The sequence below is a fragment of the Nocardia rhizosphaerihabitans genome (assembly GCF_014646295.1).
In the GTDB taxonomy this organism is placed as follows: domain Bacteria; phylum Actinomycetota; class Actinomycetes; order Mycobacteriales; family Mycobacteriaceae; genus Nocardia; species Nocardia rhizosphaerihabitans.
Genome location: NZ_BMNE01000002.1, coordinates 1214117 through 1238755, shown reverse-complemented (window position 1 = coordinate 1238755; position 24639 = coordinate 1214117). Strand labels below are relative to the sequence as shown.

24 protein-coding genes and 3 pseudogenes are annotated in these 24639 nt (G+C 67.8%); 15 read left to right on the top strand and 12 right to left on the bottom strand.

Going from position 1 to position 24639, the window contains the following annotated elements:
* Positions 1 to 137 precede the first annotated feature (137 nt).
* Both IEY60_RS12250 and IEY60_RS12245 read left to right on the top strand, forming a co-directional pair.
* On the top strand, positions 138 to 461 hold the full coding sequence (locus IEY60_RS12250; RefSeq protein ID WP_189027120.1) for an SUKH-4 family immunity protein: 324 nt from the start codon (positions 138 to 140) through the stop codon (positions 459 to 461).
* A gap of 83 nt (positions 462 to 544) precedes the next feature.
* The gene (locus IEY60_RS12245; RefSeq protein ID WP_189027118.1) at positions 545 to 1519 is read left to right on the top strand and encodes a cation diffusion facilitator family transporter; all 975 of its coding nucleotides are present in this window, start codon (positions 545 to 547) and stop codon (positions 1517 to 1519) included.
* A 505-nt stretch (positions 1520 to 2024) separates the two neighbouring features.
* On the opposite strand, the gene IEY60_RS12240 is transcribed toward IEY60_RS12245, so the two are convergent.
* Entirely contained in the window at positions 2025 to 3317 is a 1293-nt protein-coding gene (locus IEY60_RS12240) for a lipase family protein (RefSeq protein ID WP_189027116.1), read from the bottom strand.
* Positions 3314 to 4474, bottom strand: coding sequence for an esterase/lipase family protein (locus IEY60_RS12235; RefSeq protein WP_189027113.1), 1161 nt, complete (start codon positions 4472 to 4474; stop codon positions 3314 to 3316). The genes IEY60_RS12240 and IEY60_RS12235 overlap by 4 nt, the downstream gene beginning before the upstream one ends.
* 193 nt (positions 4475 to 4667) lie before the next feature.
* On the opposite strand from IEY60_RS12235, the gene IEY60_RS12230 reads away from it, so the two are divergent.
* Together IEY60_RS12230 and IEY60_RS12225 are read left to right on the top strand one after the other, a co-directional pair.
* On the top strand, positions 4668 to 5915 hold the full coding sequence (locus IEY60_RS12230; RefSeq protein ID WP_189027111.1) for a PucR family transcriptional regulator: 1248 nt from the start codon (positions 4668 to 4670) through the stop codon (positions 5913 to 5915).
* A gap of 106 nt (positions 5916 to 6021) precedes the next feature.
* Complete coding sequence (locus IEY60_RS12225) at positions 6022 to 6522, top strand: DoxX family protein (protein ID WP_189027109.1); 501 nt, start codon at positions 6022 to 6024, stop codon at positions 6520 to 6522.
* A gap of 91 nt (positions 6523 to 6613) precedes the next feature.
* On the opposite strand, the pseudogene IEY60_RS12220 reads toward IEY60_RS12225, so the two are convergent.
* Together IEY60_RS12220 and IEY60_RS12215 are read right to left on the bottom strand one after the other, a co-directional pair.
* Positions 6614 to 6940: pseudogene (locus IEY60_RS12220) on the bottom strand (transglycosylase family protein); the annotation flags it as partial.
* 366 nt (positions 6941 to 7306) lie between these two features.
* Positions 7307 to 8009 (bottom strand): annotated as a pseudogene (locus tag IEY60_RS12215) (flavodoxin family protein).
* Positions 8010 to 8177: 168 nt separating this feature from the next.
* Here IEY60_RS12215 and IEY60_RS12210 point away from each other — a divergent pair.
* A complete protein-coding gene (locus tag IEY60_RS12210) occupies positions 8178 to 8681 on the top strand; it encodes a DM13 domain-containing protein (RefSeq protein ID WP_189027104.1) in 504 nt (167 codons plus the stop codon).
* Positions 8682 to 8744: 63 nt separating this feature from the next.
* On the opposite strand, the gene IEY60_RS12205 is transcribed toward IEY60_RS12210, so the two are convergent.
* The gene (locus IEY60_RS12205) at positions 8745 to 9377 is read right to left on the bottom strand and encodes a response regulator (protein WP_189027102.1); all 633 of its coding nucleotides are present in this window, start codon (positions 9375 to 9377) and stop codon (positions 8745 to 8747) included.
* An 82-nt stretch (positions 9378 to 9459) separates the two neighbouring features.
* Here IEY60_RS12205 and IEY60_RS12200 point away from each other — a divergent pair, with 82 nt between their 5' ends.
* Positions 9460 to 10107 carry a GtrA domain-containing protein gene (locus IEY60_RS12200; RefSeq protein WP_189027100.1) on the top strand — a complete coding sequence of 216 codons (648 nt, stop codon included), beginning with the start codon at positions 9460 to 9462 and terminating at the stop codon, positions 10105 to 10107.
* 7 nt (positions 10108 to 10114) lie between these two features.
* Here the strand turns inward: IEY60_RS12200 and IEY60_RS12195 are convergent, their stop codons facing one another.
* Complete coding sequence (locus tag IEY60_RS12195; RefSeq protein ID WP_189027097.1) at positions 10115 to 11284, bottom strand: sensor histidine kinase; 1170 nt, start codon at positions 11282 to 11284, stop codon at positions 10115 to 10117.
* A gap of 217 nt (positions 11285 to 11501) precedes the next feature.
* On the opposite strand from IEY60_RS12195, the gene IEY60_RS12190 reads away from it, so the two are divergent.
* Positions 11502 to 12062 (top strand): GlcG/HbpS family heme-binding protein, encoded by a 561-nt coding sequence (locus IEY60_RS12190; RefSeq protein ID WP_189027095.1) that lies wholly within the window; start codon positions 11502 to 11504, stop codon positions 12060 to 12062.
* Between the two features lie 56 nt (positions 12063 to 12118).
* On the opposite strand, the gene IEY60_RS12185 is transcribed toward IEY60_RS12190, so the two are convergent.
* The 4 genes and pseudogenes from IEY60_RS12185 to IEY60_RS36465 all read right to left on the bottom strand — a co-directional run bounded on the left by IEY60_RS12185 (position 12119) and on the right by IEY60_RS36465 (position 13700).
* Positions 12119 to 12499 carry a hypothetical protein gene (locus tag IEY60_RS12185; protein WP_189027093.1) on the bottom strand — a complete coding sequence of 127 codons (381 nt, stop codon included), beginning with the start codon at positions 12497 to 12499 and terminating at the stop codon, positions 12119 to 12121.
* Positions 12496 to 12978, bottom strand: coding sequence for a non-homologous end-joining DNA ligase LigD (ligD, locus tag IEY60_RS35675; RefSeq protein WP_373291695.1), 483 nt, complete (start codon positions 12976 to 12978; stop codon positions 12496 to 12498). Before ligD ends, IEY60_RS12185 begins: the two co-directional genes overlap by 4 nt.
* Positions 12944 to 13237 (bottom strand): annotated as a pseudogene (locus IEY60_RS12180) (DDE-type integrase/transposase/recombinase); the annotation flags it as partial. The pseudogene IEY60_RS12180 and the gene ligD, both read right to left, overlap by 35 nt.
* Positions 13197 to 13700 (bottom strand): CHAT domain-containing protein, encoded by a 504-nt coding sequence (locus tag IEY60_RS36465; RefSeq protein WP_373291694.1) that lies wholly within the window; start codon positions 13698 to 13700, stop codon positions 13197 to 13199. The gene IEY60_RS36465 and the pseudogene IEY60_RS12180, both read right to left, overlap by 41 nt.
* A gap of 125 nt (positions 13701 to 13825) precedes the next feature.
* Here IEY60_RS36465 and IEY60_RS12165 point away from each other — a divergent pair, with 125 nt between their 5' ends.
* The 7 genes from IEY60_RS12165 (at position 13826) to IEY60_RS12135 (ending at position 19909) form a co-directional block, all read left to right on the top strand.
* A complete protein-coding gene (locus tag IEY60_RS12165) occupies positions 13826 to 14953 on the top strand; it encodes a 4Fe-4S dicluster domain-containing protein (protein WP_189027091.1) in 1128 nt (375 codons plus the stop codon).
* Entirely contained in the window at positions 14940 to 15449 is a 510-nt protein-coding gene (locus IEY60_RS12160; protein ID WP_189027089.1) for a Crp/Fnr family transcriptional regulator, read from the top strand. The genes IEY60_RS12165 and IEY60_RS12160 overlap by 14 nt, the downstream gene beginning before the upstream one ends.
* Positions 15446 to 16300 (top strand): FAD/NAD(P)-binding protein, encoded by an 855-nt coding sequence (locus IEY60_RS12155; protein WP_189027087.1) that lies wholly within the window; start codon positions 15446 to 15448, stop codon positions 16298 to 16300. The genes IEY60_RS12160 and IEY60_RS12155 overlap by 4 nt, the downstream gene beginning before the upstream one ends.
* Positions 16297 to 17064: an NADH-quinone oxidoreductase subunit B family protein gene (locus tag IEY60_RS12150; protein ID WP_189027085.1), complete on the top strand. Its 768-nt coding sequence runs from the start codon at positions 16297 to 16299 to the stop codon at positions 17062 to 17064. Before IEY60_RS12155 ends, IEY60_RS12150 begins: the two co-directional genes overlap by 4 nt.
* Complete coding sequence (locus tag IEY60_RS12145; protein WP_189027083.1) at positions 17057 to 18346, top strand: Ni/Fe hydrogenase subunit alpha; 1290 nt, start codon at positions 17057 to 17059, stop codon at positions 18344 to 18346. Before IEY60_RS12150 ends, IEY60_RS12145 begins: the two co-directional genes overlap by 8 nt.
* Positions 18343 to 18822, top strand: coding sequence for a hydrogenase maturation protease (locus tag IEY60_RS12140; RefSeq protein WP_189027082.1), 480 nt, complete (start codon positions 18343 to 18345; stop codon positions 18820 to 18822). The genes IEY60_RS12145 and IEY60_RS12140 overlap by 4 nt, the downstream gene beginning before the upstream one ends.
* A 559-nt stretch (positions 18823 to 19381) precedes the next feature.
* Entirely contained in the window at positions 19382 to 19909 is a 528-nt protein-coding gene (locus IEY60_RS12135) for a flavodoxin domain-containing protein (protein ID WP_189027080.1), read from the top strand.
* Between the two features lie 50 nt (positions 19910 to 19959).
* Here IEY60_RS12135 and otsB read toward each other — a convergent pair whose 3' ends face one another.
* On the bottom strand, positions 19960 to 23937 hold the full coding sequence (gene otsB, locus IEY60_RS12130; protein WP_268241468.1) for a trehalose-phosphatase: 3978 nt from the start codon (positions 23935 to 23937) through the stop codon (positions 19960 to 19962).
* Positions 23938 to 24102: 165 nt separating this feature from the next.
* On the opposite strand from otsB, the gene IEY60_RS12125 reads away from it, so the two are divergent.
* Positions 24103 to 24441: a transposase gene (locus tag IEY60_RS12125; protein WP_189027078.1), complete on the top strand. Its 339-nt coding sequence runs from the start codon at positions 24103 to 24105 to the stop codon at positions 24439 to 24441.
* Here the strand turns inward: IEY60_RS12125 and IEY60_RS35670 are convergent.
* Positions 24385 to 24633 carry a universal stress protein gene (locus IEY60_RS35670; protein WP_268241470.1) on the bottom strand — a complete coding sequence of 83 codons (249 nt, stop codon included), beginning with the start codon at positions 24631 to 24633 and terminating at the stop codon, positions 24385 to 24387. The two genes, IEY60_RS12125 and IEY60_RS35670, sit on opposite strands and share 57 nt — an antisense overlap.
* Between the last annotated feature and the right edge of the window lie 6 nt (positions 24634 to 24639).

Below are 24639 nucleotides of genomic sequence, written 5' to 3'. Positions count from 1 at the left end.
TTTTGCCGCGAGCCCGGCCAGGGCCTGCTCCAGGAGGGGGGAGCAGGGCCACCGGGCTCGCCCTTTTTCCGGCATCTGTGCCAACCCTCGACACAACCGGTCCCGGGCGACGACAATCGCGGCGAGGAGCGAAAAACGTGGACATCCATGCATATCCGACCGACGCGCAGACGCCGGTCGACCGGGCCGAGGCCACCCGCATCGCGGCCGACCACCTGCCCCCGATCCCGGACACCGACCGTCACATCGTCGAATTCACCGACGGTTTCGTGGTTCTCGCCGTGCGGCCGTTGCACGCACCGTCGGACCGGCCGCTGCCGGTCGGCGGTTCGGTGCACGTCATCGACAAGGCGACGGGCGCGGTGTCGTATTGGCCGACATATCCCTGCGGGGTGATCGCCGCCCAGTACGCGACAGCCAGGGTGGTCGTCGACGACGAGTGGCCGGGCGAGGAGACTTAGGCTGAAGATCAAGAACGAATTGCACACATAGCGATGTGTGCATATGATTGCGACCGATCGGACCGCACGGAGAGGTGAACGCGATGGGCGCAGGACATGGACACGATCACGGGGTGTCGGCCGACAGCGACAAGCGCTGGCTGGCCGGCGCGCTGGCGGTGATCGTCACCTTCCTGATCGGCGAGGTGATCGTCGGCATCGTGGCCGATTCGCTGGCCCTGCTCTCCGACGCGGCGCACATGACCACCGACGCCGCCTCCATCGTGCTGGCGCTGATGGCCATCCGGCTCGCGGCGCGCCCGGCGACCGGCCGGATGACGTTCGGCTGGAAGCGGGTGGAGATCCTCTCGGCCCAGGCCAACGGACTGACCCTGCTGCTGCTGGCACTGTGGCTCGGCTACGAGGCGATCCGCAGGCTGTTCGAGCCGCCGGAGGTGCACGGCACGCTGGTGCTGGTCACCGCACTGATCGGCATCGTGGTCAATGTGCTGGCGACCTGGATGATCAGCCGGGCCGACCGGACCAGCCTCAACGTCGAGGGCGCCTACCAGCACATCCTCAACGACCTGTTCGCCTTCATCGCGACCGCGGCGGCGGGCCTTGTCATCATCCTCACCGGGTGGGTGCAGGCCGACGTGGTCGCCACGTTGATCGTGGTCGCGCTGATGATCAAGGCGGGCATCGGGCTGATCCGCGCGTCGAGCCGCATCTTCCTCGAAGCCGCCCCCGACTACCTCGACCCCGAGCAGGTCGGTCGCGACATGGCCGCCCGCGACGGCGTGACCGAGGTGCACGACCTGCACATCTGGGAGATCACCTCCGGCTCCCCCGCCCTCTCGGCCCACGTGTTGGTGCGGCCGGGGCACGACTGCCACGCGGTCCGCGAGGACATCGCGCACATGCTCGACCACGAGCACCACATCGAGCACGTCACCCTGCAAGTCGACCATGCCCGGCCGCAGGTCATCGGAATCGGGACGGCGCACGACGACAACCACTGCGCGGAGGCGCACGGCCCCAAGCACGTGTCGGCCGGGCACGCTCCGCACACGCACTGAACCCGCAGACGAGGGAAGGCCCCACACCTGGACAGGTGCGGGGCCTTCTCGTCGGTCACGCGTCAGGGCGGACCCGGTCGTTTCATCGACCCATGAGGCTTGATCAGCCGCCGAAGGAGCCGGTCCACAGGGTGTTGACCAGGCCGTGCACAGCGGCGCCGAGGGTGTCGAAGAGGCCGTTCAGGGCGGCGCTACCGGTGTCGATGATAACGGGGATCATAATAATTCCTCTGTTTCTCGCATAGGCCCAGCCGGAGCTGGCTTACAGAGGGCGTATCGACACCCGAACGCCGCGAGTTACGGAATTACGGAATTCGTGACCGCCGTAACAATAGATCCAGCAAACCTATTACCACCTGCGGTTATGTCCCAAATACCGCATGTTTCTGAGGGGAATATGAGAACCCTGTGAGAGTCATGTTGCGCCATCCGATAAGTCCGAATTTCCGATGCCCCGAGAAATAGGGGCACCGATCACGGAAAATAACGGGACATATGGTTTCACCTATTTCTCCACGCCGCGGACGGGTCGGCCGCCCACCATCAGAGCGACCAGGCCGAGGAAGTCGAGGTGCGCGCGGAGGGCCGCGGTGGTGCGGGCGACGGAGGCGACCGTCGTGGTCCCCGACGACGCCGGACGACCGGCGAAACGATCGGCGAGCCAGGCGAGCACGACCGGAACCATGAGGAACTCCAGCGGCAGATGGGAGCCGCGGAGCACCCGCAGGTACTCGACGACGGCGCCCGCGGCCCGGTAGCGCTGGACATGGGCGTCGATGTCGGCGACCGCGATCACCTCGTCGCGCACGCCCTGCACCACCAGCATCGGCGCGGCCGGGGCGCGGGTGCCGGGTTCGATGTCGGTGAGGATGCGGCGCAGCGCGGGCTCGGCCAGCAGCCCGGCCATGTCACCGCGCAGATGCCGGGCGACGTCGCGGCGGGCGAAGCGCCACAGCAGGGCGAAGGTGGTGCGCTGTTCTGCCTCGCCGAGCAGGCCGCGGTAGCGGGCATCGAGGTGGTCGTGCAGGACCGCGTCGAGTTCCGGGTAGGCGCGGCGCAGACCGGCGACGAAGGCCGCGGGGAACCCGGCGAACCAGCCACCGTTGAGGCGGACGAACGCGGCCGCCGGGTCACCGACCGGCGACCCGGCCGCCGCGCCGACGATGGTCAGCTCCGGCGCGTACTCGGCCGCCAGTTCCGCGGCCCACGCCGTCGCCAGACCGCCGCCCGAATACCCCCACAGCGCAACCGGAGTCGTCGGGGTGAGGCCGAGCGGGGCGAAGCCGAGCGCGGCCCTGATCCCGTCCAGCGCCCGGTACCCGGGCTCACGCGCCGCGCCGAACCGGCCGCCGAGACCTTCGTGATCGGGCACCGACACCGCCCAGCCCTGCCGCAACGCCATGGCGATGATCGGCAGCTCGAGCGGCGCGATGGAACCGGTGGTCTTCGCGCCGTGCCGCAGAGCGTAGGACGGAAAGCATTGGGGCGCGACGGCGTCGATGGCGCACTGGAAGGAGACCAGCGGACGCGGACGCGCCGGGTCGGCGCCCCACGGCAGCAGCACCGTGGTGACCGCCAGCTCGGGCTCGCCGTCGAGATCGCAGGTGCGGTACAGCAGCTGCCAGGCCGCGATTTGCTGCCGCACCAGCCCGAACAGCGCCAGTTCCACCGGGCGCGTCCGCACCACCGCCCCCGGCGCGAGCGACTCGACGTCCGGCGGCGCGGCGTAGAACGGGTCGTCGGGCGGTAGCAGCGGCGCGGTGCTCCAGATCGTCAGCGCCGGGGCGTCGATGGTCATAGGCTGCCGCCGCCACCGAAGAACCAGGGGTTGAACGTGCAAGCCAAGGTGGGACTGCCTTCCGGATCGAGGGCACGCAGCGCGATCGAGGTGGCGCGCGGCGAATACATCATGGTCAGGTGGTCGGAAACGTCCTGCTCACAGCCGTCCTGCAGGGCGATGTTCGCCACCGTCGCGTCCGGCCCGGGCCGCAGGAAGGCGAGGTCGAGGGGATTCATCACCTCGTCGTAGCGGGATCCGACGACCGTGTAGTCGACGCCGGGCACGGTGTCACCGGTGGCGTTGAGGGTGGTGTAGAACGACGAGCCGATGGCCTGCTCGACATTGGCCGCGCCGATGATCGGCCGGTAGAAGCCGAGGATGTCGATGCCGGCGTTGTTGATCATGCGGCCGAGGGTGGCGAGGCCGAGCAGCGAGGTGCCGTGGTGGGTGGCGCCGAAGCTGACCAGCTTGCCGACCTTGCCCTGGCCGCCTTCGAGCTTCAGGTAGTGATTGGCGATGGTGCCGCCCTGGGAGTGGCCGACGATGTCGACCTGGTCGGATCCGGTGGCCGCGCGCACGCGCTCGATGAACGCGGCGACCTGGCGCGAGGAGTCGGCCATCGGGCCCACGCCGTAGCGGCCCGGCAGTACGGCGCCGAGTCCGCCGCCCTCGAGCAGCGCGGATTTGCCGAAGTTCAGGGTGAACACGCAGTACCCGGCCTTCGCCAGGCGCGGCGACAGGTAGGAGAAGGTGTCGTAGGCGTTGAGCCAGGTGCCGTGCAGCAGCACGACCGGGCGCGGATGCTGCGCGGTCGGCTTGCAGTCCCAGCGGTTGGCGCCGGGCGGCGCGGCATCGGGGTGGAGCAGTCCGTAGGCGAAAGCGGGCAGGTAGGCCGACATCTCGGGGCCCTCGCCGACCGCGTCGGAGGAACGACTGCCCGCCGAACCCGAGCTGCTGCCCGAGGCGCTGCCGGTGTCGGCGATGGCGGTGGGGCGACGGCCGTCGGCCGCCGTCGTCATAGTGGCGTCCAGGTAGCCGGCCAGCGAGGCGATGGTCGGTTCCAGCGCGGGTTCCGCGGCGGCCGGGCCGCCCCCCAGAACCGAGGCCGCGGTCAGGCCCGCGGCGATGCCGAGTCCGCACAGGGTGCGGCGCAGTGGATGCGTCGTTGCAATCATGGTGGGTCACTTCCGTAGAACCGCGCCGGCCAACGGTGGCTCGGACGCGCTCTGCGAATCTATGACCGGCGCCACATCGATGTCACTGCACCGTGTACCGATAAAACGCGCGGGAGCTTGGCGCGGAAACCAAGTTCTGTGCGTTTTCGATGGGAGTGCCCCCATGCGGCCTGTCCTCGGACACAATCGGGTCATGCTCGCCGAACACCCCGTTTCCGCACCACCCGCTTTGACCGCTCGCCTCCTGACGCGCTGGCCCCAGATCGCCGAGCGCATGCTCGCCGAAGGCCTCGGCGCCACCGCGCCCGCCGAACTGCCCCCCGGCCACTTCACCGCCGAGGTCCTGCCGACCATCTACGCGTGCGGACGGGCCGTCCTCGAGGCGATCGCCGCCAACCGCGACTTCACCCAGGCCGAGGTGGCCGCCTTCGTCGCGCCCGTCGCCGAGCGGCACGCCGAGGACCGGCTGCCGCTGCCGATGCTGATCGGCGCGATCCACGGATCGGCGCAATCGGTGCTGGCCGAGGCGTTCGCGCTGACCGAGCCGTCGCAGATGAACGAACTGGTCCTGGTCGGCAGCAGGCTGCTCGACCTGTTGCGTCACATCAATATGACCGTCGTCGAGACCTACACCGAGGTCGAGCAGTCGATCTACCACGCCGAGCGCGAGGCGAGGCGGGAATTGTGTTCGGCCCTGGTGCGCGGCCTGCCCGCCGAGGAACTAGCCGCGCGCGCCGACACCGTCCTGGCCGACCAGTACACGGTCCTCGCGATCCACCTCAGCGAGGCCGCCCGCACCGGCAGTGCCGCCAACCTGGTGACCCGGCGACGGATCAGGGTGCTGCAGCGCGCATTGGACGAACTCACCGGCACCACCACCCCGGCCACCTTCGACGGCGCGAACGGTATCGCGTTGCTGAGCAACAGTTCCGAGACCGATGTCCTCGACGCGCAGCGCTTCGACAATCTCGCCGCACGGCTGGCCGAGCAGTTCGGGGTGACGGTGTATCTGGCCGAATTCTCCGGTGTCAGCCGCGACGGCATCCCGGCCGCGGCGAAGGACGCGGCCGAGCTGACCGAGCTGGCGCGGCTGCGCGGCAGGCCGGGCGGCTGCTACCGCCTCGACGACCTGCTGCTCGAGTACCAGCTCACCCGGCCAGGCCCGGCGCGCGAACGCCTGGCGCAACGGGTGATTCCGCTGCTCGGTAGTCCGCACCTGGTCGAGGCCTTGGAAGCGCACCTGCGCCACGGTGCCGACCGCAAGACGGCCTCACGCCGCATTCACGTGCACCCGAACACCTTCACCTACCGGCTGCGCCGGATCGCCGATCTCACCGGGCTCGACCCGGCCGACCCCACGGATTCCCGGATGCTGGCCGCCGCGCTCACCGTGCACCGGCTCGACTCGGCGCAGCGGCCCGGCGAGGAGCAGCAGGCCTGACCGGTCGGCCGTCGGCGACCTCGCCGCGCCCTGACCTGTGACTTTCGCTCTCTACACTGGATCGGCGGCCCGCCTACCTGCGCACCGGCAACGGAAAGGATTCGCCATGACGACGACAACAACGACCACACCCACGGATGCGGGACTGCTGGTCCTGCGTCTCGGCGTCGGCGCGACCATGGCCGCGCACGGCACCCAGAAACTGTTCGGCTGGTTCGACGGCGCCGGCTTGTCCGGCACCGAGAAGTTCGTGGCCGCGAGCGGCTATCCGATGGCCGAGTCCTTCGCGGTAGTGCTCGCACTGAGCGAAACCCTCGGGGGCGTCGGCCTGATTCTCGGACTGTTCACCCCGCTGGCAGCGGCGGCGATCCTGGGCACGATGCTCAACGCGATGTCGGTGAAATGGGGCAGCTTCTTCGCACCCAAGGGCGTCGAGTACGAGGTGATCCTGGCGGTGGCCGCGACCAGCCTGGCGCTCACCGGCGCAGGCGGTTTCGCCCTCGACCGGTTCGTCCCCGGGCTGCGCAACTACAAACTCAGCTACGGCTTGGCGGCTATTGCGCTCGCGCTGATCACGGCGGGAATCGTGCTGCTCATCCGAAATTGAAAAACAACGAAAAAACCCGCTATTCGACGTGTGCATCGAATAGCGGGTATTCCGTTTCCCGACAAGGAAAGTCTAACTACAGCGCGCTTTACAGGTAGGCGCTGCACACCGGCCAGGCGCCGGGACCCTGCGCGGCCAGCACGTTCTCGGCGACGCGGATCTGCTCCTCGCGGCTCGCCTGATCGGCGGTGCCGGTGCCACCGTAGGCCTCCCAGGTGCTCTGCGAGAACTGCAGGCCGCCGTAGTAGCCGTTACCGGTGTTGATGTTCCAGTTGCCCGTGCTCTCGCACTGCGCCACGGCGTCCCAGTTGTTCGCCGAAGCGGTAGCGGTGGTCAGACCGGCCGGAACGGCGATCATCGCACCGGCGACAGCGGCGAAACCAAGGGCACGAGTGGTGAACTTGCGATTGAAAGACATATGATTTCCTGCCTGCGCCCACCGGCTCGGTGATGGAAACTACCGCGTCCCTGCCCCTCAGGAATGTCGGGGATCCTCGAATCGCGGGGCAGGCTTTCCGGTGTTCTGCGATTCGATTCGGCTCGGGTTGTTGTTCAAGCCGTGACCGAATGTAGCCGGAATGCGAGCTGAGATCACGCCCCGATCACGAGGGCGTCTGTAGCAGCCATTGACCAAAGGAACAGTGTTCCCCGCAGGTCGTCCGTGACAAATCCGTAATCACATTGCTGTCGTTATACCACCGTAATGTGGCCGGGATCACTCGGTTATAGAGGCGCGGGTCACGTTTCGGTCCCGGCAATTCGGGCATCGACCGGCCCGGCGGGGTCAGCGATAGTCAGGGTTCTCGAAGCCGAAACGGCAGCCCGCGTCCCATGCCGAGCGCTGGTTGCCGTGCGCGGGGATGCCGTTCGCATCGCGCAACATCCTGGCCAGACGCAGGAGATTCCAGGTCATGAAGGTGGTGTTGCGGTTGGTGAAGTCGTTGTCCGGGCCGCCCGAACCGGGATCGAGGTAGGACGGACCAGGCCCCGCCTCGCCGATCCAGCCCGCGTCGGCCTGCGGCGGAATGGTGTAACCGAGGTGCTGGAGGCTGTACAGGATGTTCATCGCGCAGTGCTTGAGCCCGTCCTCGTTGCCGGTGATCACGCAGCCGCCGACCTTGCCGTAGTAGGCGTACTGACCGGCCGCGTTGAGCAGGTGCGAGTTGCCGTAGAGGCGTTCGATCACCCGCTTGGTGACCGAACTGTTGTCACCGAGCCAGATCGGTCCCGCGATCACCAGGATGTCGGCGGCCATCACCTGTTCCTGCAGCGCGGGCCACGCGTCGGTGGCCCAGCCGCTCGGTCATGTCCGGCCAGACGCCGGTGGCGATGTCGTGGTCGACCGCGCGGATGTGCGAGACGGCCACCCCGTTCTCGGCCATGATGTGCGCGCTGACGTCGATGAGGCCCTGCGTATTGCTCTGCTCGGGCGAGCGCTCGAGCGTGCAGTTGATGAACAGTGCCGACAGGTCGTCATAGGTCGCCATGGTCGTTCGGCCTCCTCGAATGGATGACACGCCGAGCGTGACGTTACGTCCGCGATGTCACGCCCGAGGGCGCAGCGCGAACACAGTTGGACTCAGCGGTGCGTGGTCCGCTCGAAAATCGCGCAGAGTCAGTACCGTGCGTGTAGCGCGCGAGATAGGTGAGAAACCATGGCACAGCGTCGTACCCGCCGGACCGTTCTGAGTGTGCTGGCGGTGGGCCTCGTGGCCGCGCTCGCGGTCGGGCTGTATCTGTTCCAGCCGTGGCGATTGTTCACGACGACGACCGTCGACGAAGCGCCGATCTCCGCGGTCGGCGGTGCGCCACTGACGATGATCGCGACCGGCGAGTTCCTCTCGCACGAGCACGACACGAGCGGTTCGGTGCAGTTGCAGCGCACGCCGGAGGGCACCCTCGTTCTGCGGATCACCGATCTGCGCACCTCCGACGGACCCGCGCTACGCGTCTGGCTCACCGATCAGCCGGTGATCAGGGACGACTGGCACAACTTCGACGACGGCACGCACGTCGACCTGGGCGCCCTCAAGGGCAACGAGGGGAATCAGAACTACGAACTGCCCGCAGGGACGGATCTGTCGACAATCAAGTCGGTGAGTATCTGGTGCGCCCGCTTTCACGTGTCGTTCGGGGCGGCCACTCTGATTCCGGCCTGAGTTCAAGCGGGGCGGGTGCAAGTCGCGGAACGAACACGTTCGGCCCGCAGCGTGACAGACAGCTCAGGCGAGCAGCCGCTTCTCCGTGGCCACCGCGACGGCCGCCGCGCGGGTGTCGACGCCGAGCTTGTCGTAGATCCGGCCCAGATGCGTCTTCACCGTGGCCTCGCTGATGTGCAGCGCGCGGGCGATCTCGCGATTGCCGAGACCCTGGGCGAGCTGGCCGAGGATGTCGCGTTCGCGGGCGGTGAGGGTGGGACCGGGATTGCGCATCTTGGCCATCACCTTGGCCGCGACCGGCGCGGACAGCGCGGTCTGCCCGCTCGCGGCGGCGTGGATGGCGGCGAACAGTTCCTCGGGCCGCTCGGCCTTGAGCAGATAGCCGGTGGCGCCCGCTTCGATGGCGCGGGTGATGTCGGCGTCGGTGTCGTAGGTGGTGAGGACCAGGACGTGCGGGGCCGGCGCGGGCTGGGCGGTGATCCGCCGGGTCGCCTCGACACCGTCCATCTCACTACCCAGCTGCAGATCCATCAGCACCACATCCGGGCGCAGGGTCGCCGCGAGCGAGACCGCGGCCGGGCCGTCGGCCGCCTCCCCGATCACCTCGATATCGGGCGCGCTCGACAGCAGTGCGTGCAGTCCGGCGCGGACCACCGCGTGATCGTCGCAGACCAGCAGACGCACGGCGGGATTCACAAGTGCCGATGCTAGCGCGCGCCCTTCCGCGGCACAGCGTTCCTCATTGCGCACAGTGTGCGGTAGCCGTACAGTGTTCGACATGGCGAACAACGTGCGAAACGAGCGGGGCGAGCAGCGAGCGGACAGCGCACCCGGCCCGCTCGCGGCGTTCGCGCGGTTCGTGGTCTGCGGCGGGGGTCTCGGGCTCGCGTCGAGCGTGGCGGTGGCGCAGCTGGCCGGGGTCATGCCGTGGGCGGTCGCGAACGCGGTCGTCACGATCGCCTCGACGCTCCTCGGCACGGTGCTACACGCGCTGATCACCTTCGGCGGACGCGCGCTGCCGGGGTGGCGTGAGCACCTGCAGTCGGCCGGATCGGCGGCGGCCGCCTACGCGGTGACCAGTGCGGCGATGTTCATGCTGTTCACCGTGCAGACAGCACCCGGCGCCCTTGCCGAGCAGATCGTGTATCTGTCGGCGTCGGGCCTGGCCGGAATCGGGCGGTTCCTCGTATTGCGCATGGTCGTCTTCGCCGACGCGCGCACGCCCGTGACCGTGCCGTTCGGCGTCGCCGAAGCCCGCACTCGCGTCATCGCGCGGGACGACAATCGCGCGACCGCTCCGGTCGGCGTCACCAACGCGCAAGGATCAGCGCAGGTGACGTTCCGCCGGGCTACGGAATTGCTTCCGGCTACGGCACCCCTCACGGCTACCTGGTCGCCCCGGCATCGGACGGCTGCCGCGGCGTAGCCGGGGCTCAGCCCATGGCCAGCGGGATCGCTACCGACAACACCGTGCCGTCCCCCGGCGCCGATTCGATCGCGCAGGTACCCCCGAGCTGGCGCACTCTCGCCCGGATCGCGGGCAACCCGTGCCCCCGATGCTCGGCCGGCTCATCCAGATCATCGGGATCGAACCCGCGCCCGTCGTCGGCCACATCGAGGACGATCTGGTCGTCGAGGCTGGTCAGCGTCATGATCGCGGTCGTCGCACCCGCATGTTCGCGAACGTTGGCGAGCGCACCTTGAGCAACGCGCAGCAAGGTCGCCTCGACTCGCTGCGGCAGCGGTCCCGGGGTGCCTTCCAGATGACAACGCACCGTCAACGTGTCGGAGGTCTCCCGTTCCGCCAGGGCGCTCAGCGCGGCGGCGAGCGAACCACCCGCCGCGAGGTCGGCGGGCGCGAGATCGTGAACGAAGCGACGCGCCTCGGTCAGGTCACGTTCGGCGATCTCGGCCGCCGAGCGCAGATGGGTACGGGCCAGCGCGGGGTCGGTGTCCCACACCAGGTCGGCGGCCTGCAGCAGCATGCGCTGGCTCGACAACCCCTGGGCGAGAGTGTCGTGGATTTCCATGGCGAGGCGTTCGCGTTCGGCGAGCGTGCCTTCGCGCCGTTCGGTCTCGGCCAGTTCCTGCCTGGTGCGCACGAGGTCGTCGATGAGCGCGGCCTGCTGCTCGGTCTGACGGCGCATGCCGACGAACAACACCGTCGTCACCGCGGCGACCGCGGGCGGGGCGAGCACCAGATTCGGATCCAGCCACCCGGCTATGCGCACCTGACTGAACACCACGAGCGCGGTGAGCACGACGACCAACGTCACCGCGACCCGCACCGACAGAATCCGCAGTCCGGTGTACACCAGCGGCACCGCGCACCAGGCGAAGCTCGGCGCCAGCACCACCAGCACCGACCAGGTCGCCACCAGCAGCGCGAACCACACCACCCGATGCGAATGCCGCAACTCGCTCATCGCGTACAGCACCGCGAGCAGCAGAGCGAGGGTGACGACCAGCGGCGTCGAGCGAGTCTCGCTGTGCCGGATCAGCCAGCGCAGGAGCGACGCGGCGAGCAGCACGTAGAACGTGCTGTAGACGATGACGGCGAGCAGCCGCGTATCGTCGCTCTGGTCGCCGAGTGTGTTGCGCACCGCGTACCTCCCGTCCACGTCCTGGTGGGCAAACTCCCCAATTCTCCCCCGCTGACCGGCTGTCCCGGGTCAACCGATCGGTTGACCCCGGTGTCGCCCGATCCGGCCGCGGACTACAGCCACTTCGTCGATTCGCCGCGGCCGCCGGACGAACAGGATGGATATCAACAGGCCACGGCACACCGCCGGCAGGCCGAGGATCCGATCAGGAGCAGCCATGACCACCAAGTCCAGCACCCGCAACCGCCTCATCGTCGCCGGCGCCACCGCCGGTGTGATCGCCGCGGGCGTCGTCGGTGTGGTGACGGTGCAGGCGCAGAACCCCGACCCGGCCACCCGCACCCCGATCGTGGCCGATGCCGCCGATGCCAACCTGACCCAGAGCACGCACCTGTCGATCGCCGCCGCAACCAAGGCCGCGCAGACCGCCCTCGACGCGGCGGCCAAGGAGAACCAGCGGGTCAGTGTCGCGGTCGTCGACCGCAACGGCAATGTCATCGTCACCCTGCGCGGCGACGGCGCGGGCCCGCAGTCCTACGACGCCGCCCAGCAAAAGGCCTTCACCGCCGTCTCCTGGAACGCCCCGACCACCGAGCTGACCAAGCGCCTCGAGTCCGCCCCGCACCTGGCCGACATCGACGGCACCCTGTTCCTCGGCGGCGGCGCCCCCGTCAAGGCCAACGGCGCCCCGATCGCGGGCATCGGCGTGGCGGGCGCCCCCAGCGGCGATCTGGACGAGAAGTTCGCCCAGGCAGGCGTCGCCTCCCTCGCCAAGTAGTCACCACGCGAACGGCCCGATGACCTCCCGGCGGTCATCGGGCCGTCGGCGTGCGTTCACTGCCCCTGCCAGCGTCCCCAATCCCGTTGCGCGTGCAGCGCGGCAGGGTCGATGACGCCCCAGATCCGGATCTCGAACCGGTACTCACCGGGCTGCGGTTCGAGGGTCCCTTCCACCGCGTGCACTCCGGGCGACGGTGGGTACACCGGGCGCAGCCCGAGAGCACCGGCCCATTGATCGACCACCCGACCCGGGTGCTGCGGAAGGTGACTACCGGCCTGCCCTTCGACAGACAGCACCGCTTCCATGTCCTCGTCGCTCGTCACCGACGGCGCGACGAACCAATTCAACGGCAGCAACCCCTGCGCTCGGCCGAGTTCGTTGAGATGAACGGCGACAGCAGCTTCGATCGCCGTACTCAGCTGAGACAAATTCATGACACAGATATAGCGTGCCGACCCCGCCACCGCACCGCGTGCGGTCGGCAGACCCTAGTCGGTGGCGCGCCGCGCCCGAGCCCGCCGATTCCCTCATGCATCGCCTCGCGAGCGATCGGAATGGTGTGCCCCTCGGCGACCAGGTCGGCCGGAAGCGCTTGCGGTGCGGGCATCTCCGTAGTCCACGGATCAGTGCCACCGAGCAGGTTCGGCACACTACGCAGCGTGAAATCAGCCGGGGTGACATCGTCGATATCGTTCCAGCGCAACGGAAACGACACTGGGCGCCGGGGCGGATGCGCGGGCTGTACGCCGCGATGACGGTGGCTCCGCCTGCCCCGGGTGGAATCGAGGAAGACCTTGCCGTGGCGGTCTTCCTCGATGAACGCGGTGGTGCCGACGGACGGATCGATCCGTTCGGCCCGCGCCGCGAGCGCCGGCCGTGCGGCGTCGGGCCGCAGCCGAGCCCAGCGCCTCAACGGCGAGGCGCGCTTTCATCCTCGAGTCGATCGAGTAGCCCACGATCCGGTTCGAGAACACGTCCTTCACCGCGCACAGGTAGATCTTCTCTTCACTCGTGTGATGTTCGGTAATGTCTTTGAGCCACAACCTATTTGGTGAACAAGCGGTGAGCGTCCGCTCGACGAGGTCGTCATGGACCGATGGACCTGAACGGCTGTACTCGGAGCCGCGCTTCTCACCGAAACTGCTCCACCATCTGTTGGTCGAACAGATCCGCCACGCGGTCCGCGACGCCATCTGCTGGCGGCGATCGAGAGGACCCGGATCCGCTTCCGGGCTTCGCGCAGCTCGGCGTTCTCGCTCGCGGTGGTTCCGGGCTTGATGCCATCCTCGACGTCGGCTTGCTTGATCCAGTTCGCCACGCACGATTCGCTGATCCCGAAATCGGCGGCGATCTGCGCGAAACGCTCGGCAGCTGATTGAGGTGGTGGTGGCGGTCGCGGCGGCGTGATCGGGCAAGGGGCTGGAGGCTGGCGATGACGTGCCGGAATCCGGCCAGTTGGAAGGCGGAGGCGGGGCGCAGGGCTTCGTCGACGTGCTGGACGCCGCGGTGGGCGGTGGAGCAAGCTGAGAGGTAGGCCAGTTCGGCGTGGGTGAGCTGGAGCCAGCTGATCTCGGGCAGTGTCAGGGTCGCGTCGTGCAGGCGCAGCCCGTTGCCGGAGGCTTCGCGTAGACGCAAGCGTCCCGGCCAGACCCGATGCCATGAGCCATCGTTATTCGGGACCTTGGTCCCTCCCGGCCGAACTCGTACTGAACAAGACTTCGTAGCGGAGGGCTGACCCCGACCGAACAAAGGGTTCGACGATGTCTGATGACACCATGGTGATCGATCGCGCTGGTCTGGATCGTCTGGTGGACGTGCTACGCGAGCGGGGGTATCGCGTCATCGGTCCGCAGGTGCGCGACAACGCGATCGTCCTCGATGAACTGGACTCCGGTGCGCAGCTGCCCGCTGGATGGGGCGTGGAGACCGCACCGGGCCGATATCGGCTGCACCGCCGTGACGACGAGGCGGTATTCGCGCATTCCGCCGGTCCCGGATCCTGGAAGCAGTTCCTGCATCCGCCACGTCGCAAGATCGCGGAATTCGGGCCCGATCTCGAGATGGAGCCCGTCGCGGACACTCCGGTCCGCTCCGCGCTTCTCGGCGTCCGCGGCTGCGATCTCACCTCGATCGCGATCCTCGGGCGAGTACTCGGCGACGGGGCGCACCCGGACGCGTCGTTCACCGCCCGCCGGAAAGACCTCTTCGTCGTCGCCGTGAACTGTACAGAGCCAGGTGGTGTGTGCTTCTGCGCGTCGATGGGAACCGGGCCAGGCGTCTCGGCCGGATACGATCTCGCGCTCACCGAGCGCATCGACGCGCAGGGGCACCGATTCTTGGTCGAGGTAGCCAGCGCGGACGGCGCCGAGGTCCTCGCCGACCTCGCCGCACGTCCGGCGGACGCGGCGGAGGTCACGGACGCCCGCGCGGACGTGTCGGCCGCAGCGGGCCGGATGGGCCGCTCGATGCCCGAGGTGGACATCCGTGCTCTGCTCCGCGACTCCCGGGAGTCTCCGCATTGGGAGGACGTAGCGAGCCGCTGCTTCACCTGCGGAAATTGCACGATGGTGTGCCCCACGTGTTTCTGCACCACTACCGAGGACGTCACCGATCTCACCGGCGACCATGCCGAGCGTTGGGAGCACTGGTCGTCGTGCTTCGAACTGGACTTCTCCTACCAGCACGGCGGCAGCGTGCGGCAATCCGGCGAAAGCCGTTACCGGCAGTGGATCAGCCACAAACTCAGCACCTGGCACGAACAATTCGGCAGCTCGGGCTGCGTCGGCTGTGGACGGTGCATCGCTTGGTGCCCGGCCGAGATCGACTTGACCGCGGAGGTCGCCCGGCTGGCCGAACTGGCCGAGGAAACCGACAATGCCCACCGGTGACGAACTGTCCACATTCGGGCGGCTGGCGGCACTGAGCGAAGACCAGCTGCGCACACTGGCCCGCGCCGGCCGTGACGTGGTCTTTCCCTCCGGACATCGGATCATCCGAGAGGGCCTGCCCGCCGACCGATGCTGGCTGATCCGCCGCGGCCGGGTTCTGCTGGACGCGCAGGTGCCTGGACGCGATATCGTCATCCTCCAAACACTCCACGACGGCGACGTGCTCGGCTGGTCATGGCTGGTACCGCCCTACCGATGGCATTTCGGCGCGGTGACCGCCGAACCAGTGGAGGCCATCGAGTTCGATGCCCGGGTTCTCACCGAGCTCTCCGACCAGGACCCGCGATTCGGCCACGCGCTGACCTTGATGCTGTTCGAGGCGCTACTGGAACGCCTGCAAGCCACCCGGGCGCGGTTGCTCGACCTCTACCGCAACCCCGCCGAGACGTGCACCACCCGTCTACCCCGCATCCCGGCCGGGCGAGGTGACCGATGAGCGTAGACACCCAGACCCGCGTGGGGCCACACGGCGACACGATGCTGCCCTACCGAGTCGTCGGCCGCACCGTGCAGACCTCCGACACGGTGACCCTACGCATGGAGCCGGTGCGGGATGCGGCGCAACGGTTTCGGGCCGGGCAATTCATGATGCTCTACAGCTTCGGGGTGGGCGAGGTCGCGATCTCGATCAGCGGGGACCCCGCCGCCGGTGACGGCATTCTCGAACACACGATCCGGGCGGTCGGTGCGGTCAGCGGCGCCCTGCACGACACCGGTGTCGGCGGCTTGATCGGTGTCCGCGGGCCGTTCGGCACCGGCTGGGATCTGGCGTCCGCGGTCGGAGGTGACCTCGTCATCGTCGGCGGGGGCGTCGGATTGGCGCCGCTGCGGTCGGCCGTGCTCGGCGCGCTCGCGGCCCGCGCCGACTACCAGCGAGTCGTGCTGATCAGCGGGGCCCGAACCCCGGCGGACATACTGTTCCGCCACGACCAGGAGCTGTGGCCGTCGACCGGTGCGATCGAACTCCACCAGACCGTCGACCATCCAGAACCGGACTGGAAGGGCCGAATCGGCTTCGTCACCGAGCCACTGGCCCACCTTACCGTGGAGCCCGGCCACACCACAGCGCTGCTCTGCGGCCCGGAGCCGATGATGCGCTTCTGCGCACAAGCCTTGCAACGCAAAGGCATTCCCGCTGCCGACATCCAACTGTCGCTGGAACGCAACATGCAGTGCGGCGTCGGGCGATGTGGTCACTGCCAACTCGGCACGTTACTGCTGTGCCGGGACGGACCCATCGTCGACTACGCGACGGCCGAACCTCTATTGGCGGTGCGAGAACTATGACGACGACACCGACACTCGCGGTATGGAAGTTCACCTCCTGCGACGGTTGCCAGCTCACCTTGCTCGACTGTGAGGACGAACTGCTCGCGCTCGCGGGCCGGGTACGCATCACCCACTTCGCGGAAGCTTCCAGCACCATGGAGCCGGGCCCATACGACGTTTCACTGGTCGAGGGCTCGATCACCACAGAGGACGAGCGGCGCCGGATCGTCGAGATCCGCGAGCAATCCCGGATTCTGGTCGCCATCGGTGCGTGCGCCACGCACGGCGGTATCCAGGCGCTGCGCAATTTCGCCGACGTTACCGAGTTCACGTCGGTGGTCTACGCCAGCCCGGAGTACATCGCCACCCTGGGCACCTCCACCCCGATCTCGGCGCACGTCCCGGTGGACTTCGAGCTGCGCGGCTGCCCGATCGACCGGCGCCAACTACTCGACACCCTGTGCGCGTTCCTGGCCGGCCGCGCGCCCGACATCCCGAATACCAGCGTCTGCACCGAGTGCAAACGCCGCGGCACCACCTGTGTGATGGTCGCCGAGGGAATTCCCTGCCTGGGCCCGGTCACGCAAGCGGGATGTGGCGCCCTGTGCCCGGCGTACCATCGCGGCTGCTTCGGCTGCTTCGGCCCGATGGCGAACCCGAATATCCATGCACTGCTTCCTATCCTGCGCGTCAACGGCATGGACACCGACGAGATAGATCGCGTTTTCGCCACCTACGCCGCAGCCGCGCCGGACTTCGCGAACAGGAACGGCGATGAGTGAGCGTAGGCAGCTGCGAGTCGACACGCTGGCCCGCGTCGAAGGCGAGGGTGCGCTGCGCGTTGTCGTCACGGACGGGCACGTCGACAGCGCGGAGTTGAACATCTACGAACCACCACGGTTCTTCGAGGCCTTTCTGCGCGGCCGCGCCTACACCGAGCCACCCGATATCACCTCCCGAATTTGCGGAATCTGTCCGGTGGCCTACCAGACCAGCGCCTGCAACGCACTCGAGCAGATCTGCGGCGCGGAGTTGGACCGGCCCCTCGCCGACCTGCGCAGGCTGTTGTACTGCGGTGAATGGATTTCCAGTCACTCTCTGCATATCTTTCTGCTGCACATCCCAGATTTCCTCGGATATCCGGACGCGATCACGCTCGCCGCCGAGCACCGCGAACTCGTCGAGCAGGGGCTGGCGATGAAGAAAGCGGGCAACGCGCTACTCGAACTTCTCGGCGGCCGGGCCATCCACCCCGTCAACGTCCGGCTCGGCGGCTTCTACGCGGTTCCCGCGCGCACCGAATTCGCCGCCGTGATCGAACTACTGAGTCGTGCACGAGATTACGCGGTGAACACCGCACGCTGGGCCGCGAAACTCGACTTCCCCGAGCTGGAACTCGAATGCGAACTGCTGGCCGCGACCGATCCGGACCGGTACGCCATCGACAACGGCGAGGTGCACACCAGCACCGGGCTTCGCTTCGCCGCAAACGATTTCACCGATCACGTGCGAGAACACCAGGTTCCGCACTCCACCGCCTTGCACGCGATGCTCAACGGTGCGCGATATCTCACCGGGCCACTGGCTCGATACACGCTGAATCACCGCCGACTGTCACCGATCGCGCGACAGGTCGCGGCCGAGATCGGCCTCGGCGCCGAATGCCGCAACCCCTACCGCAGCATCCTGGTGCGAGCGGTCGAAGTCGTCTACGCCATCGAGGAGGCGCTCACCCTCATCGACCGCTACGAACGCCCCTCCCGCCCTGTGGTTCCCGTCGAGCCCAGCCCCGGCATCGGCCACGGCGTGAGCGAAGCGCCTCGCGGACTGCTCTACCACCGGTACGAGATCGACGATCACGGAGTCGTGCGCTCGGCCACGATCATCCCGCCGACATCCCAGAACCAGGCGGTGATGGAAGATGATCTGCGGCGGGTCGTCTCGGGCAATCTCGACCTCGACGACGACGCGCTGGCCGCGGTGTGCGAACGCGCAATCCGCAACTACGATCCGTGCATCTCCTGCTCGGCGCACTTCCTCGACATAGACGTGGTGCGCCGATGAGCGAGCCATGGGCCGTGATCATCGGCGTCGGCAACGAATACCGCGGTGACGACGGGGTCGGCCCGGCCGTCGCGCAACGGCTCGAAACCCTCGGCATCCCAGGTGTTTCCGTCACGGTGTCGGATGGCGAACCCACGAGTCTGCTCGAAATCTGGACCGGTGTGGAGCTAGCCGTCGTGGTCGACGCCATACGCTCAGAACCGGCGGTCGCCGGACGGGTTCGTAGCATCGGCGTCGACGTGCTGCCGCGGCCCGGTGCCGCCTCTTCCCACAGTCTCGGTATCCAGGACGCGCTGCTGCTCGGCCGTGCTCTCGGCCGGCTGCCCGGCGAGCTCGTCGTCATAGCCGTCGACGTCGCGTGCCTCGACTCAGGAGTCGGCCTGTCCGAGCCGGTCGCGGCCGCCGTCCCACTCGCGGCCGAAGCCGTTCTACGGGAATTGCGACGGGCGGCGCCGACAAGTCGGTATCGGAAGTGAACCAGCCCAACCTCGGCTCTGCTTCCTTCAGCACTGCTCGCGTCTTCCCCGCCACGCCACGTTCACAGCTCAGCGCGCGGGTCGATGGGCTTTGCCCGCGGCGCGAGGGCAGGATGCAGCACCGCTTGGCGAACCGTTCGGCGAGTAGCACTTCCGGTGACAGGCGTGGCGGGCGGTCGGTCCTGACATCCTCCGAACGCTCGGGTCTGCGCACGGCCACGAGCGCGATCGCCACAGCCACCCACAGCGGGACGCTGAGCAAGACTGTGGAAGCGGGCAACCACCACTGTGCCCCGTCTCCATGAAAGTACATCATTGCCGTTCACCTCGTCGTGCCCTCGGCTTCGAAGATCGCGCGTCCGGCGGGTCGATCGGCACAGACGAAGGTCATCGACAGGATGGCCATAGGACCCCGCATGCCGGGTTTGCTGCACGGAGCGCCTCGATGACAGGGCGAAGGTCCCGCCTGGAGAGTCGGTTCGACTCTGTGCGCCTCCTCGTTCACGCACTAACATCGTCGCTACTCCGGGTTCACGGTGCGCAGCGCAGAGGAGCCGCCATGCGTGCACGAGTTGTCTACGAGTCGATGTTCGGCAACACCGCGATGGTCGCCGACGCCATCGCACAGGGGTTGCGTGACCATGCCGAAGTGGAAGTGGTGAACGTGATGGCGGCGGGTGAAGTGCCCCCGCCAACGGTAGACCTGCTCGTAGTCGGCGGACCCACCCACGCGCTGGGTCTCAGCCGTCAGCTGACGCGCCGCGACGCCGCGAGGCTCACCGACGAGCCGATCGCTATCGACATCGGCGTGCGGGAATGGCTCGAAGCCGCACTACCGGTGGCGGCGGGCCACCGTGCCTTGGCGTTCGGTACCAAGATCGCCAAACCGCCCTGGTTTCCGGGGTCGGCCGCCAGCGGTATCGCAAAACGGTTGCGACACTTGGGCTACTCCCTCGCCGATCAGCCGGTGGATTTCCTCGTCGAGGGCACAACCGGGCCGTTGGTTCCCGGCGAGCTCGGCCGAGCCCATGCTTGGGGCTGCCGCATGGCGTTCACCGAGCTGGACCGCATCCAGCACCATGCGTAGCCGGGAGCAGGTTCCGTGGCATATTGATCGGCGAGCGTCCCCGCGCTGAATCAATTTGCCGATCCGAGTGTCGAGAACATCAGCCGCACCGTCCCGCCGGGTGTCAATCGCGCGACTTGGTCCCGGCAAACGATGTCGATCGGCGGCGATGTGCCCGGATCGGAGCTGACCTCGACGCCATCGCCGCTGACTCGCACGGCGAGCCGGTGGCCGCGATAGATCATCGGGAAAGCGAGCGCGCCCAGTGATTCGGGCCAGCTCGGGCAGAAGATCAGGCGATCGTGGCGGATCTCCAGTCCGGTGAAGCAGCGCTGCAGCAGGTCGACGCTGCCCGCCATCGCGCCGAGGTGAATGCCCTCCGCGGTGGTGCCGCCCTGGATGTCGGCGACGTCGGATTCGAGCACGAGCTCGAAGAACTCGGCCGCACGATCTCGGTTGGCCCTTGCCAGCACCCAGGTGTGCACCACCGCACTCAGCGTCGAGCCGTGCGCGGTCCGCGACAGGTAGTAGTCGATGGTGCGTGGAATCATCTCCCCCGGCAACTCGTATCCGAGACGACCGAGTAGCTCCCGTAGTTCGTCGGCGGAGAGCAGATAGAACAGCATCAGCACGTCGGCTTGTTTCGCCGCCCGGTAGCGATTGACGTCGTCACCCTCCGCCTCGAGAATCCGGTCCAGCCGGTGGATGTCGCCGTAGCGGCGGCGGTAGTTCTCCCAATCCAACTCGGCCAGCCGCTCGTAGCCCTCGAACTGGCTGATGACCCCGTCGTGGAACGGAACGTACATGCGGGCGGCGACGTCCTGCCAGTGCCGCGGCTCCCATGGTCGCACAGCGAGCTTCTCGAGCAGTTCCGATTCTTCGCGTGGAGCCAGGATGGCGAGCGCGTCGCGTGCCCGAAGGATCACCCAGGCCGCCATGACATTGGTGTAGGCGTTGTTGTCGATTCCCGCGTGTGGCGCATTCGGATATCCGGAATGAAACTCGTCCGGACCGATGACACCGCGAATGATGTAGCGGCCGCGCGCCGCGTCGAAGGTGGCCAGACTGGACCAGAAGCGGGCGATGTCCACCAGTAGCTCGGCGCCGTATTCGACAAGGAACTCGAGGTCGCCGGTTGCCTGGTAGTACTGCCAGACGCTGTAGGCGATCGCGATGCCGATGTGGTGCGCGCGCTGGCTGGAATCGGGATTCCACCGACCCGACAGCGGATTGAGGTGCAGCCGCTGACTCTCCTCCCGGCCATCGCTGCCGGACTGCCACGGGAACATCGCCCCCGCCAATCCGGCCTCGGCGGCGGCCCGGCGGGCTTCGGGCAGCCGGCGGTAGCGGTAGCGCAGCAGCGAGCGGGTCACGTTCGAGAAGCGGGGGCTCAGCACGGGGAGGACGAACAGTTCGTCCCAGAACACGTGTCCGCGATATGCCTCGCCGTGCAGTCCGCGCGCAGGGACGCCGACATCGAGATCCGTGGAGTGGGGCGACAGCGTCTGCACCAGGTGCAACAGATGCAGGCGCACGATGCGCGCCGCGTTCACGCTGCCTTCGAGGTCGATCCGCAGCCGTGCCCAGAGGTGTTCCCATGCCACGACGTGCCCCTCGAACAGCTCCTTGTAGCCGCTCGTTGTCGCGAGCCAGCGGGTGGCGTCCGCCACGGCGCCCGCGCTCGCGTGATCGCGTCCGGAGCAGACGGCGACGACCTTCTCCAAGGTCACCGACCCGCCGACGGCGATGCCGACGGTGTAATCGTGCCCGATCAGTCCGTCTCGGTCGACCAGTTTCCGGGGAGACCGCACCGGTTGCCCGTCATGCCGCAGAATGCTGCGCGTCGCGATCGCCACCGACAGATCGGATGCGCTGGTGCGCACCGCGAGGAGAACCGAATCGTCGGACGCTACCGCCCGCTCGGTTCTCAGGTGCGTGTCGGACAATTCGCGATAGCGCTCGACCAGGTTGTTTCGCACGTTGCCGTCGATCGCCGAGCGGATGGTCACAGCGCCCGACCAGTTCTCGGCCGTGACCATCGTTTCCAGCGCACCCAGATGGGGCCGGTGCATGGCGGCGAAGCGGCGCTGCCGCACCTCGGTGACCCGGCCCTCGGCGTCGCGGACCCGGAACCGCCGTACGAGTTCGGCGCGACGCAAATCGAATTGCTGCTGATACGACAACAGTTCGGTGGCGTCGGGATCCACCCAGTCGCCGTCGTCGATTCGGAAGGTCACCGGCAACCAGTTCGGCAGGTTCACCAGGCTTTCGTTGTCGACCGCGTGCCCGTCGATCTCGTCGGTGAGCCGGTTGTACACCCCGGCGATATAGGTACCTGGATAGTGGACCGCACCGGCCACCGACTCCGGTGCCGCGCCGCGCGTGGCGAAGTAACCGTTGCCCACCGTGCACAGCGACTCGCGGAGCTTCTCGCGCGGCGGGTCATAGCCGTCGAAAGTGAGCGTCCACGATTCCGGCGCCGCTGCGACCTTGCCACGCAACAACTCTGCCAGCCGCTCGAGAAAGCCGCGGACCTCGCGCGGCCCGGTGACCGCGAATCCAGCCGCGGTGTGCCGGTCGCCGGACTCGGCATGGTGTACCACGATCGCGATGCCATCGGACTCGACGGCGTCGAAGGCGTCTTCGTCGGTCAGGTCGTCGCCCAAGTAGATCGGCAACACCGGGTGCGTGAGATGCCGCAGTATCCAGCGCAGTGCGGTGCCCTTGTCCCAGTCCACATCCGGTCGCAATTCGGTGACGCGCCTGCCGTGTGTCACACGTAAGCCGGCCACATGGCCGACGTCGTGCACGGCGGCGACCACCCCACGGACCTTCCCGGCCGCGACATTGCGATGGTGTACGGCGACCGCGAATCGCTTGTGCTCGACGAGAACACCTGCGACATCCCGCAGCCGCTGTCGCAGTTCGCCCGCCGCCCGAGCGAGCGCCTGCTCCGCACCCGGCACCGCGTCGTGCGCATGACGAGTCCCATCCGGGGCCATCAGGTCGAAGCCGTGGCTGCCCGCGTACCAGATTCCGTCGACACCGACGCGGTTGCGTAGATCGGTGAGGTCGCGTCCACTGATCACCGCGACGGGACACAGGGCGGACAGCTCCGCAAGCATCGCCGCCACACCCTCGACGGGCTTCGCGGCAGCCGGATCGGCGACGATCTCGGCCAAGGTGCCATCGAAATCCAGCAATACGGCGGGCTTTGCGCCGCGCAGCCGGCCCGTGACGCACGACCAGCCCTCGATCGCATCGGGCAGCTCCGACATTCGGCGGAAGCCTTCCCGCAGCCGCACCTCGGCGAGGTCGCCGACCACGATGTCCGCCCCTCGCGACGACAGCCGGTCGGCGCTCTCATGCCGGTCGACACCGATCACCAGCGCGAAACCTCCGGCGCGGCCCGCGGCGACGCCCGCCTCGGCGTCCTCGACGACCACCGTGCGGTCCGGGTCGGCGTCCAGCCTGCGGGCTGCTTCGAGCAGCATGGCTGGATCGGGTTTGCCTGGCAGACCGAGCTTTTCGGCCTCGATACCGTCTACGCGCACGGTGAACAGGTCGCCGATACCAGCCGCCGCGAGAAGTTCCGCGCAGTGGCGGCTGGCGGTGAAGACGCCGGTGTGTATTCCCGCGGCATCGAGCCGCCTGACCAGCGCGACGGTCGATTCGAACACCCGCACGCCGTCCCGCGTGAGCCGCTCGCGGAAAAGGCGATCCTTCCGGTTGCCGAGTCCGCAAATGGTCTCGGCCGTTTCCGGATCGGAGGAATTCCCCCAAGGCAGTGCGATCCCCCGGGCGGCGAGAAAGTCCGCGACACCCTGATATCGGGGTTTGCCGTCGACGTAACGCAGGTAGTCGGCTTCGGTGAACGGTGAGCGGTCTTGCCCGGCCCCGGCGGGACGGTGGTTCAAGAAGGCGTCGAACAATTCCGTCCAGGCCGCTGCGTGGATCGGCGCGCTGTCGGTCACCACGCCGTCCATGTCGAAGATCACCGCGTCGTGGCGGCGCGCATCGATCTGCGGCAGCGGGGCACCCTTGTCCACACCTACAGCCTGAACCAACCGACAAGTCACGTCCAGAGGCGGTTGTCCCGTCACGGCTGCCCGACCAGGGACCACCTGCTATGCGATCCGGGACCTAGGCCATGTCTCCCAATCGAGTGTCCGGTTCTCCTCCGATAGGTCGTCGGGTCGGGCATCATGTTCGCCGTGGCGGCGACCGTCGGTGATCGGCATCAGGTTCTGACGGACAGCCAGTGGGAACTGCTCGAACTGCTGTTACCGAAATCCGATGGCCGGGTGGGCCGTAACTTCTGCAACAAACGCCTGGCGGTGGAGGGGATGTTGTTCCGGTTGCGGACCGGTATGCCGTGGCGGGACCTGCCAGAAGAGTTCGGTCAGTGGCAGACGGTATGGAAGCGGCCACGTCAGCGGACGCGACCGGAACTTGGATTGGGTGGTCTCGGTCGAGTCGACGATCGTGCGGGTGCATCAACATGGCGCCAACACTCGGCGTCGTGGCGGCGCGGCTTCCGGCCCGGATGGTGAGTTATGAGCCGGCTGATCACGGGATGTGCCATCCACCCCGACCAGGACCGGCTTTTCCGAGGAAACAGCGTCGGTGGCCGAAGTCGAGTGAACGATCGCGACCGGGCAGTAAGCGTGCCTGGTCACCGCCGTGCTCACCGAGCCGAGCAACTCGCGCCGGATCGCGCCGAGCCCGCGGCTGCCGACGACCAGAGTCCC

Coding starts and splice junctions, on each gene's coding strand:
- IEY60_RS12235 (WP_189027113.1), bottom strand. CDS start 4,474: ATGATTGCAACGACGCATCCACTGCGCCGCACCCTGTGCGGACTCGGC.
- IEY60_RS12155 (WP_189027087.1), top strand. CDS start 15,446: ATGAGCGTAGACACCCAGACCCGCGTGGGGCCACACGGCGACACGATG.
- IEY60_RS12145 (WP_189027083.1), top strand. CDS start 17,057: ATGAGTGAGCGTAGGCAGCTGCGAGTCGACACGCTGGCCCGCGTCGAA.
- IEY60_RS12230 (WP_189027111.1), top strand. CDS start 4,668: ATGCTCGCCGAACACCCCGTTTCCGCACCACCCGCTTTGACCGCTCGC.
- IEY60_RS12140 (WP_189027082.1), top strand. CDS start 18,343: ATGAGCGAGCCATGGGCCGTGATCATCGGCGTCGGCAACGAATACCGC.
- IEY60_RS12150 (WP_189027085.1), top strand. CDS start 16,297: ATGACGACGACACCGACACTCGCGGTATGGAAGTTCACCTCCTGCGAC.
- IEY60_RS12160 (WP_189027089.1), top strand. CDS start 14,940: ATGCCCACCGGTGACGAACTGTCCACATTCGGGCGGCTGGCGGCACTG.
- IEY60_RS12190 (WP_189027095.1), top strand. CDS start 11,502: ATGACCACCAAGTCCAGCACCCGCAACCGCCTCATCGTCGCCGGCGCC.
- IEY60_RS12135 (WP_189027080.1), top strand. CDS start 19,382: ATGCGTGCACGAGTTGTCTACGAGTCGATGTTCGGCAACACCGCGATG.
- IEY60_RS12200 (WP_189027100.1), top strand. CDS start 9,460: ATGGCGAACAACGTGCGAAACGAGCGGGGCGAGCAGCGAGCGGACAGC.
- IEY60_RS12225 (WP_189027109.1), top strand. CDS start 6,022: ATGACGACGACAACAACGACCACACCCACGGATGCGGGACTGCTGGTC.
- IEY60_RS12245 (WP_189027118.1), top strand. CDS start 545: ATGGGCGCAGGACATGGACACGATCACGGGGTGTCGGCCGACAGCGAC.
- IEY60_RS12210 (WP_189027104.1), top strand. CDS start 8,178: ATGGCACAGCGTCGTACCCGCCGGACCGTTCTGAGTGTGCTGGCGGTG.
- IEY60_RS12165 (WP_189027091.1), top strand. CDS start 13,826: ATGTCTGATGACACCATGGTGATCGATCGCGCTGGTCTGGATCGTCTG.
- IEY60_RS12185 (WP_189027093.1), bottom strand. CDS start 12,499: ATGAATTTGTCTCAGCTGAGTACGGCGATCGAAGCTGCTGTCGCCGTT.
- IEY60_RS12240 (WP_189027116.1), bottom strand. CDS start 3,317: ATGACCATCGACGCCCCGGCGCTGACGATCTGGAGCACCGCGCCGCTG.